General features: G+C 36.3%; 1 protein-coding gene. It reads left to right on the forward strand.

Features of this window, described 5'->3' with window-relative positions:
• On the forward strand, nucleotides 1–262 hold a 262-nt coding region (locus tag L9G74_RS21020; protein ID WP_238898699.1), incomplete at both ends, for a DEAD/DEAH box helicase family protein.

Consider the following 262-nt stretch of genomic DNA (forward strand, 5'->3'; position numbering starts at 1 on the left):
GGCTAATTCATTAGGAGCGTATCAACAAACCTTAGTGCCACAAGTTGTATCTTTCACGGCACCAACTGGTTCTGGTAAAACTATAATTATGGCAGCGCTTATGGAAAAAATTTTTAATGGTGAAGCGAGATATAGTGATCAACCAGATGCCATTTTTCTTTGGATTTCAGATTCACCAGAATTAAACGCTCAATCAAAAGACAAGATAGATCGGCAAGCAGATAAAATTAATCTTTCTCAGACAATGGAAATTTCTGATGAT

This window comes from Shewanella electrica, assembly GCF_022321485.1.
Lineage (GTDB): Bacteria > Pseudomonadota > Gammaproteobacteria > Enterobacterales > Shewanellaceae > Shewanella > Shewanella electrica.